This is a genomic window from Deinococcus sp. Leaf326, assembly GCF_001424185.1.
GTDB lineage: Bacteria > Deinococcota > Deinococci > Deinococcales > Deinococcaceae > Deinococcus.
On the sequence record NZ_LMOM01000077.1, the window covers coordinates 1 to 8,837 of the forward strand.

Annotated in this window: 7 protein-coding genes and 3 pseudogenes; 5 read left to right on the plus strand and 5 right to left on the minus strand. The window is 60.3% G+C overall.

What is annotated here, in order from left to right:
• The first annotated feature begins 244 nt into the window (after positions 1 to 244).
• Positions 245 to 493 (plus strand): WGxxGxxG family protein, encoded by a 249-nt coding sequence (locus ASF71_RS23230; protein WP_082506264.1) that lies wholly within the window; start codon positions 245 to 247, stop codon positions 491 to 493.
• Positions 494 to 749: 256 nt separating this feature from the next.
• Here ASF71_RS23230 and ASF71_RS20265 read toward each other — a convergent pair whose 3' ends face one another.
• Positions 750 to 1,658 carry an alpha/beta fold hydrolase gene (locus tag ASF71_RS20265; RefSeq protein ID WP_056303525.1) on the minus strand — a complete coding sequence of 303 codons (909 nt, stop codon included), beginning with the start codon at positions 1,656 to 1,658 and terminating at the stop codon, positions 750 to 752.
• Positions 1,659 to 1,970: 312 nt separating this feature from the next.
• On the opposite strand from ASF71_RS20265, the gene ASF71_RS23235 reads away from it, so the two are divergent.
• Entirely contained in the window at positions 1,971 to 3,107 is a 1,137-nt protein-coding gene (locus tag ASF71_RS23235) for an alpha/beta fold hydrolase (protein ID WP_162243150.1), read from the plus strand.
• A gap of 411 nt (positions 3,108 to 3,518) precedes the next feature.
• Here ASF71_RS23235 and ASF71_RS20275 read toward each other — a convergent pair.
• Positions 3,519 to 4,514 (minus strand): annotated as a pseudogene (locus ASF71_RS20275) (IS4 family transposase).
• Positions 4,515 to 4,934: 420 nt separating this feature from the next.
• Between ASF71_RS20275 and ASF71_RS25930 the strand changes: the two are divergent.
• Entirely contained in the window at positions 4,935 to 5,288 is a 354-nt protein-coding gene (locus ASF71_RS25930; protein WP_056303529.1) for a DUF6210 family protein, read from the plus strand.
• A 181-nt stretch (positions 5,289 to 5,469) separates the two neighbouring features.
• Here ASF71_RS25930 and ASF71_RS20285 read toward each other — a convergent pair whose 3' ends face one another.
• From ASF71_RS20285 to ASF71_RS24320, 3 genes and pseudogenes are all read right to left on the minus strand, one after another.
• On the minus strand, positions 5,470 to 6,729 hold the full coding sequence (locus ASF71_RS20285; protein WP_056303531.1) for a DUF790 family protein: 1,260 nt from the start codon (positions 6,727 to 6,729) through the stop codon (positions 5,470 to 5,472).
• On the minus strand, positions 6,716 to 8,110 hold the full coding sequence (locus tag ASF71_RS20290) for a DEAD/DEAH box helicase family protein (RefSeq protein ID WP_056303533.1): 1,395 nt from the start codon (positions 8,108 to 8,110) through the stop codon (positions 6,716 to 6,718). Before ASF71_RS20290 ends, ASF71_RS20285 begins: the two co-directional genes overlap by 14 nt.
• Before the next feature lie 80 nt (positions 8,111 to 8,190).
• A pseudogene (locus tag ASF71_RS24320) lies at positions 8,191 to 8,313 on the minus strand (IS5 family transposase); the annotation flags it as partial.
• 63 nt (positions 8,314 to 8,376) lie between these two features.
• Between ASF71_RS24320 and ASF71_RS25405 the strand changes: the two are divergent.
• Both ASF71_RS25405 and ASF71_RS25410 read left to right on the plus strand, forming a co-directional pair.
• Positions 8,377 to 8,567 (plus strand): transposase (locus ASF71_RS25405; protein ID WP_235514653.1); only part of this gene is annotated, 191 nt, incomplete at its 3' end.
• Position 8,568: 1 nt separating this feature from the next.
• Positions 8,569 to 8,837: pseudogene (locus tag ASF71_RS25410) on the plus strand (transposase); the annotation flags it as partial.

Sequence of the window (8,837 nt, forward strand, 5' to 3'; positions counted from 1 at the left end):
GAGATCGCCGGGGAACTTCCCCGGCGATCAGGAGAACGGTGCCGCCTTTATGCGTGCCGTGCAGCGTTGTTCAGCGGTCCCTGAATATTCCCCGAAGTACAGCTAGGAGCATCATTCTTGCGCTGACCGCAATCCATATAAAGAGAGTGTGTGCGGTAACAAAATAGTTGCTATTCACACAATCCCAAGGTTGTGTGACATGTTGATAAGCGTAAGAAATCACACTGTTCTAGGAGGTTTACCCATGAAGCAAGAAACGAAAACGGTCCTGTTAGTCCTAACCCTGGGCTTGACCTCAGTGCCTGCGCTGGCGCAAGGCAACACGACGGGTACCACAACCCTTGGCACGACAACGACCGATACCACCACTCGGGACGATAACAACGGAATGGACTGGGGTTGGCTCGGCTTGCTCGGTCTCGCCGGTCTTGCCGGCCTCCGTCGCAAAGAACCTGTCGTCGTGCGCCACGATCAGACGACGACTCACCGCTGACTCCCGCACCTTCTCTGTCAGGCGGCCCTCGGCTCGCCTGATCTTTACGGTGAGCGTAAGAAGCAGCGTAGCGGAGGTGGGATATGGTGCCAATCTGGGGGCCAGAGGCTTACCCCCTAGCCCCCTGCCCGCCCATGCTCAGGCTGGTCTCCATCCTGCCAAGGCCGCAACTTGATCACGTTGCCTGCTGCCGCGCGTAAAACAGGGTCAACGTTCAAGTCAGGAAAAGCCGGAAGAGCTTTCCTGGGACGTTCACTTACGGCGCTTCCCTGTTCAGGTGGGTGAGCAGGACCTGCAGCACGGCGTCCGGAGCCTCTCGTGCCGGAAAATGACCGACTCCGTCTAATACCACGCGCCGGTACCCTTTAAGAAAGTGCGCCTCCAATCCAACAGATGAGGCAGGCTCATCACAGGTGTCCGACCCTCCCTGAATCATCAGCGTCGGAACATGAATCGTCTCGACCTCTGCCAAGATTCGTTCCAACTCGTCGTAGCGGTCGTCGTGATGTCGATCTGCTGGCTGTTCGGTTCTCCAACGACTGCGGTAACCACTTAGCGTGACCTCTGCCCAGTCCGGGGACTGAAAACTCTGGGCCGTCTGTTGAAACTCTTCCGGGGTAAACCAGCCCGGCGGGCTCCAGGTCTCCCACTGGAGCCTGGCGAAGCCCACTGGATCTGTACGGACAGCCTCCGCCCCCTGATCCAGGGCCATAAACCACTGATACCAGAACAGTCGTGCCTGTGAAAACGCAGGGAGGAGAAACCGGCCCCCCGGCTGATAGGCCAGTGCGAGCCCAGCGATAGCGGTGAAACGCTCAGGAGCGAGGGTCGCTAAGGTGTAAGCGGCCCTCGCTCCCCAGTCATGTCCAACCACAGCGCACTGCTTCACATGGAGGGCATTCAGGAGATCAAGGGCGTCTTGTGCCAGTGCTACGCCACGACCATCGCGAGGTGTTTCCTCGGAAAGAAAGCGCGTCGCTCCGAAGCCGCGCAGGTATGGAACGATCGTGCGGTAGCCGGCAGCCTGTAGGCCAGGAACAATCCCATTCCAACCCTGAAGATCATCAGGCCAGCCGTGGAGCAGCAGAACGACCGACCCATCCGAGGGTCCTCCATCCTCGTAGGCGATGTCGAGGGTAGTGGTCTGGACCTGTCGAAGGGACATACTTCAAAGTCTAGGGGTTGCGGAGCATCTCTCCTCGCCACCTTGTTCATCCGGCCAAGGAAATTGTGGACTTCTCGAATGGTGGATCTATTATCGTATGCACGATAGAGCGCATAAATTGACCTCTTATTTTGTTAGACCAGCGGTCAACTATCTTCAAACGGTTCTACTACTTGAGCCAACATCTGAGATCAAGCTTTATCACTCAAGCTACTATCAAGATCCTGATCGGGAATTGCATATAGCATGCCCGCCCAGCGCGATGCGAGTACGAAAATATCTGGGTTACCTTTTCCTATCTTGGAGTGTTTTATGCCTATTCCCCCCATTCTCATAGCGTTCTGGTTGATCGGGTTATTGTCTCTCCTGCTCTTAGGAAGTAGTGGATGGTTGATCTGGGAATGGTATGACAACTGGGTAAGAGATCTACCTGCTAATCCACGCTTCCTGATTGGCGGACTGGTGTTGCTCACCTTGGGCTTCCTGGGTCGGCCTCTGGTCCTTCCTTTCCTCGGGCGCAAGCTCCGCGCAGGTGAGGAAGATCCTCGCCCGCTGACTGGGGGGACCATCGAACGGCTGACGCGACCTGACGGCACTGTGCTCCACATCGAGGCGCATGGCCCAGGAGATGCACCTGTCCTCCTGTTTACGCACGGTTGGGGCTTGAGCAGCGCTGAGTGGTTTTACGCAAAGCAACACCTCGGCGACCGGTACCGCCTGCTGCTCTGGGATCTTCCTGGCTTGGGACAGTCGCGCGAAGCCCAGAGACATGATCGGGACTTGAGACATTTCGCAGGTGATCTGAATGCAGTCCTGGATTTGGCGGGGGATCGACCGGTCCTCCTGTGTGGTCACAGCATTGGCGGGATGATCACCCTGACGTTTTGCCGACTGTTCCCTGAGCGTTTGTCCCAGCAGGTCAAGGGGATTGTCCTGATCCATACGACCTATACCAACCCGGTCAATACTGCGCCAGGCGCACGCTTCCTTCGGCCACTCCAGCGCTTTATTCTAAGCCCGATGTGCTCATTTACTCTTGTGTTATCACCGTTGATGCGAGTCACGAATTTTTTGTGTGAACTCAATGGAAGTGCGCATATCCTGAACCATTTCATGCAGTTTGGAAGACAGGAAACATCTGGACAGTTGCGGTTCTTCACGTCCTTGGGGCAACGCGCTAATCCCGCTGTAGTCGCGCGCGGCATGCAAGCTATGATGGACTACGATGCGCTGGACATTCTTCCTCAAATTAATGTCCCAACTCTTATCATTGCAGCTAGCGGCGATAAGGCAACGTTGCCTGCGGCCTCCGATCTTATGGCGACTACGATTCCTCAGGCAAAGCAGGTAACGCTTGCTCCTGCAGGACATCTGGGACTTATTGAGCATCACGAGGAGTGGGCCAGGGCTGTCAGTGAGTTTGCGGAGGCTTGTTTAAAAAGAGGATAGGAATCGAGATGAAAACCACCACAAAGACTGTAACCCACTTTGGTATTTATCCAATTTTAGCGCGAATAGGCGTTGACGATTAAGAGTTCAACCGATCAAATTCTTGAACATCGGATTGTCCAAAGCGACCCTGAAGTGGAAGCCTGCCATGGTCTCGACCTGTCCCCAACCAGCACGGCAGAAGCCGACCTGGTGAGCTTCCTTACATACAGCTGGGGTGCTGACAGTGCACGCGGAGGGGCAGGGCAAGCCAGCGCTGAGAGTCGGAGGCGATCGAGTAACTTCTGGGGGTCAGGACTTCGGCGCAGTCGATCATGTCACTCCACGACTGTTCTGAGCACTGGGCGCGTGCGGCTCTGCCTAGCTATCGCGCGGGCAATGGCCACGCTCCCGACGATGGACGGTACGGCCTCAGCACCTGACACTTCGGGAAATTGACGTGCTGGTGGCTGAGAAAGGCCTGCCGAGCAGCTCCAGGCAGTCCCAGAAGACCTCACCGCCTCATCGCGCGGCTTGACCCAGGACCTGCCACCCGATCCGTACCTGACTGACCACGGCTCGCCCGCGGTTGTCTTGCCTTGGAGGATGGTCTTGAATCCGCTGCGCCCCTACCCGAGCCATCCACGCCAGCACGATACACAGCAATCCGAACAGCCGCGAGATCCGGTCGGGAGCGGTCATATGCGTTGCTTCCAGATTCAATCCACGGGACTTCAACGAGGAAAGCGCCGACTCAATGCCCCACCTGAGACGGTAGGTGCTCAGCACGTCCAGGACTGGCAAATCCGAAGCGACAATCACCCTATCCCCCGCGGGGGATAGGGTGATCACGACGTGCATCCATCCCCCGTACACCCAGGTACGCTCGAAGAGCGTTCGTACCTGTCCCGGTTGCAGGGTTGTGAACAGTTCCCGGGCCATCTCGTCCTCAATGCGGGTGTTCTCACGGATACGGACACACTGCCGGATACGTTTCCAGCGCAGGAATGAGCACCACTCGCGCAGGGTAAACTCCCGATCGGCAATCACGACGGCCCAGCGACGGGCAGGCAGCACCTTCAGTAGGCGGGTCACCAACAGGATCCGGGCCGCAGTGCAGCTGTTGCCCTGATGGGGCAGGATCGACCACACGAGCGGAATGACTGCGCCCCCGAGGAGCGCGCCCAGCACGAGAATGTTCAGTGGTGTCTGGCCGTAATGCCAGGTCGTGCGGTCCATGATCAAGGTGAGTTTGCCGTCAGGCAGGAGGGGGAGCAGGACGTCACAGACGTCCTGCGGCGTGAGATGAGCGTCGTGGAAGACCCTAGCAACGGTGCGGGTTTTGGCGTCGAGTGTGGCGTCCCGGGGCAGATGGAGCGCAATCTTGCGGTGCAGTGTGGATTCAGCCTGGATGAGTGCCAGGAGCACTTCTGCGAGCCGCTTCAAGGCGTCCAGGCGGCGATGAGGGAGGCGACTTTTCAAGTAGGTCGCGAGCGTGTCAGCATGGACGCGGGCAGTATCGGGGATCGTCACAGACCCAGATACCGCCCTTTGTTATGCCGCACTCCGTTCAGGACACCANCAGGAGCACTTCTGCGAGCCGCTTCAAGGCGTCCAGGCGGCGATGAGGGAGGCGACTTTTCAAGTAGGTCGCGAGCGTGTCAGCATGGACGCGGGCAGTATCGGGGATCGTCACAGACCCAGATACCGCCCTTTGTTATGCCGCACTCCGTTCAGGACACCAGTTCTCGCGAAGTGTCAGGTGCTGAGCTCCCCAGCATCAGGTCCTTCGATTGATCTCTCCCTTGCTTTCGGCATGTCGGCATCATCATTGAGTGGTCTTCTGGCGTGCGATATACCACTCAGACTGGGGGGACGGCTTGCTTGCACCCGGAGGCGGAAGGCGTACTCGCCTTGCTTACGGAGGACTACAAGAAGCTCCTTCGTCTTTTGACGGAGCATTTCGACGACATCAAAAGTGTGCCTACTTGGATGGGTATTTCAGAGGCCACTGCAGCTTTTGTAGATGACCTTATGCATGGATATTCGGAACACCGCGGGATCTCAGTGGATCGGAAGCGTTTGGCTGAGTCACACGAGGCGTGGGTCTACGTTGACATCTCCCCCGTGGGTGATCCCGTACTACTCTTCGCGAACTTTGGATCAGCCAAAGGCGTGTTGACCTGGGAAAACAGCGATTAATAGAGCCGCACACCCAAGATTGAAGGTAGATGCCCTTGACACGCCTATACCAGGTTCCTGTTAGAGAAGATCAGATCGCTAAACGCGATCTGTCTCTCGTCGTTCTGTTGATGTTGTCCCAAATAGTGTTATGAGAACTGTCGGGTACTGAGGTACTTGACAGTCATTTCATGTGCCCGTTTTAGCTCGTCTCTGTATGCAGCGTCGTTCTACCCCCACTGAGACGCTCAGCCAGCGCCACTACTTCTTTGGGGGGCAGCACACCCTTGAACCAGATCAGCCGCTCCCCAAAATCCGACGGATCCACTCCTGCCCGTTCCAGATTCAGCCGCTCCGAAACACACACGATCACGTCCGTCCGGCCCGATTGACGCAGCATATCGAACTTCTTGCGCAGGTACTCCGGCCGCCAGTACCCCACGATCTCCACCAACATGCTCCGGCCGTCCGGGTGCACCAGCCGGAAATCGGGCACGATCACCGACCCAGGAACAGGCACGAGGTCTACCTCCCGCTCCAGCACCCAGGGCGTCTCCAGCTTCGCGAAGCGCTCGGCAAAGCCCGATTCCAGCGCGCTGTCGTGCTCGTTCGGCTCCCGGTAATGGCTCACGTACCCATGCTCGCTCGTCAACTCGAAGAGCCACTCCGACTCTGCCTTCTCCGTCCAGTTCAGGTCCCGCCGGGGTTTGAGACTGGCCGTCAGATCCCACTTCGTCACGTGTAATAGGGCGGGAAGAAACTTCGCCATCGCCAGGCCATAGCGGGTCGTGCCGCCGAACAGGCTCGTCGGCCCGTCCATCGTCAGCGTGAAGCCGAAGGTCGCGTCTCCCTCCACCGTGATCATCAGGCCGAAGAACTTGGTGTACTGCAGGAGCTGCTTGTACCGTGCCGGCTCATTGCGCCGCGCCGTGATGATCAAGTTGTACGCCCGGTAGAGCATCCCCTGCGCCTGAGCCAGGTCGAAGCGCTGCAGCAACTCCTCAGACGTCGGGGGCTCGAAGACCACCAGGCGCTGCTGGTCCGGCAAATCGGCGTAGAGCAGATCGGCGACATCCGCAGCGGCCAGGGGCCGCTCACGGGTGAGCGCCGCCGCCGCCTGTTCCAGCACTTGGCCCCGGCGACGCCGACTGGGCGGCCCACTCTGGGCCAGCGCGAAGACACGCGCGCGCACAGCGGCTGGGGGCACGTCGCCGCCGGTCTCGAAGGTGCTCGACCCGTTCGTCAAGAGATGCGCCAGCCCACGCAGCACCTTGAAGTCCGATCTCCCCGCTTCCAGGGCGCGCAAGTCCTCATCGAGATCGGCCCGCCGCTTGCCCAGGTTGGCCTCGAAGGTCGCGATGAGCCCCGTGGCCAGCGCGAGATTCGCCGGCGTCGCCTTGAGCCGTCGCGGCTCGACCAATCCCGCCTTGACCTTGAACATCAGCAGTTCAGTGGGGAGCATTCACGTCCTCCCACCCCGGTGTCCCGCCCAGCGTGCGCTGCCATTGACCGCGTCGCTGCTGGCTCACCCGCTCCTCGGAGGTCCCCTCGGTGATCACCTCGTACAGCACGGCCTGCTTGCCCTCGGCCCGGCGCAGGATGCGGCCCAAGCGCTGGATGTACTCGCGCTCGGTCGCGGTGCCCGACAGCACGACGGCGATGGACGCCTCGGGCACGTCCACGCCCTCGTTGAGCACCCGGCTGGTCACAAGTACGCGGTAGCGGCCCGCACGGAACTTCTCGAGCAGTTCATGGCGCTCTTTCACTGGGGTCTGGTGGGTGATCGCCGGGATCAGGAACTCGCGGCTGATGCGGTATACGGTCGCGTTGTCGTCCGTGAAGATCAGCGTGCGCTCAGTAGGGTGGTTGGCGAGGATCTCTTCGAGCACCCGGAGCTTGCCCTCGGTACCGTAGGCTAGGCTCCGGGCCTCGCGGTGCGCGAGCATCGCCACACGCCCCTGGGGTGTCCCACTGCTCATGACGAAGCGTTTCCAGCCCTCGATGCTGCCCAGCCGGATGTTGCTCCGGCGCAGGAAGTCGTTGCGGCGCAGGATCAGGTCGTCGTAGTGGCGCTGCTCGGCCGGGCTGAGCGAGACCTTGATGATCACCTCGCGGTAGGGCGCCAGGGTGTCACCCGCGAGGTCCTCGGGAGCCGCCTGATAGACCACCGGGCCGATCAAGTCATTCAGGTGCAGCTCGCGCCCGTCACTGCGCTTGGGAGTCGCGGTCAGGCCCAGACGGTAGGGGGCCAGGCCCAGCTCGGCGACACTCCGGTGGAAGTCGGAGGGCAGGTGATGGGCCTCGTCGAAGATCTGGAAAGCGTAGATGCCGGCCAGCCGTTCTGCATGGATGGCGGCCGAGTCGTAGGTGCTGATCAGGATGGGGGTCTGGTCCTTGCTGCCCCCGCCCAGCAGCCCGACCTCGGCGTCGGGGAATGCGGCGAGCATGCCGGCGTACCACTGGTGCATCAGGTCCAGGGTGGGCACGCAGATCAGGGCGCTGCGGGGCGTGTCCCGCAGCGCGAGCTGGGCGACGAGGGTCTTGCCTGCTCCAGTGGGGAGCACGACCACACCCCGGCGGCCGGCCTTCTTCCAAGCCTCCAGGGCGCCCTGCTGGTGGGCGTAGGGCTGCACCTCCCGGGCGTAGCCGAGTTCGAGCTTGAGGAAGCCCGCCGCTGCGTCACGAACCGGCGTCTTCCCGAGCGCGGTCATGATGTCGCGGTAGGCGTGGCCCGGCGCGCGCCAGGCCTGGGCGCGGTCGTCCCAGGTGAACAAGTCGGACGCGGCCGCCGGCACCTCATCCATCAGGAGGGTGCCGCGGTCGAGACGCAGGGTAGGGGCCATGAGGCAGCTACCTTAGCGGAAAGGGAACTTCTGTACAGAAACCTGGGGGACGTTCAGAACGGGATGATCTTGCCGCTGTCCAGGGTCCAGGCTCGGAGCGGAGCAGGCACTGCCTGCTCCAGGCGGGGGAGCAAGGCATGAATGTTGCGGCAGACGTTGGCGGCATCCAGCTCGAACAGTACGCCTAAAGTGCGTCTGAAAAACGTGCTGATGCAGGTTTTTCCCGCATCCATAAAGGTAGACGATTGGGCTGAGGTGATGCGCCCATGTCCCGATCTGCCTATCCGAACGATCTGACAGACGCCGAGTGGCACGTTCTTTTCCCGTTCCTCCCTCCAGAAGCCTCCGTAGGACGTCCCCGAAAATGGTCTCTTCGAGAGATCTTGGACGGGATTTTCTACGTCCTGCGGGGCGGCATCGCCTGGCGAGCGATGCCTCATGATTTGCCTCCGTGGCANGTCTCTTCGAGAGATCTTGGACGGGATTTTCTACGTCCTGCGGGGCGGCATCGCCTGGCGAGCGATGCCTCATGATTTGCCTCCGTGGCAGACGGTCTATCACTCCCATCGTCTTTGGCGGCTCCACGGGGTTTGGGAGGCATTGCACACGATCCTTCGAGAATTGGTCCGTCAGCGTGAGGGTCGCGCAGCGACCCCCAGCGCAGCGATCATCGATAGCCAATCCGTCAAGACTACGGAAGCTGGCGGGCCTCGCGGCTATGACGGGG

Bases quoted from the DNA above. Each gene is read 5' to 3' on its own strand.
- ASF71_RS23230 (WP_082506264.1), top strand. From the start codon at position 245: ATGAAGCAAGAAACGAAAACGGTCCTGTTAGTCCTAACCCTGGGCTTG.
- ASF71_RS20265 (WP_056303525.1), bottom strand. From the start codon at position 1,658: ATGTCCCTTCGACAGGTCCAGACCACTACCCTCGACATCGCCTACGAG.
- ASF71_RS23235 (WP_162243150.1), top strand. From the start codon at position 1,971: ATGCCTATTCCCCCCATTCTCATAGCGTTCTGGTTGATCGGGTTATTG.
- ASF71_RS20285 (WP_056303531.1), bottom strand. From the start codon at position 6,729: ATGCTCCCCACTGAACTGCTGATGTTCAAGGTCAAGGCGGGATTGGTC.
- ASF71_RS20290 (WP_056303533.1), bottom strand. From the start codon at position 8,110: ATGGCCCCTACCCTGCGTCTCGACCGCGGCACCCTCCTGATGGATGAG.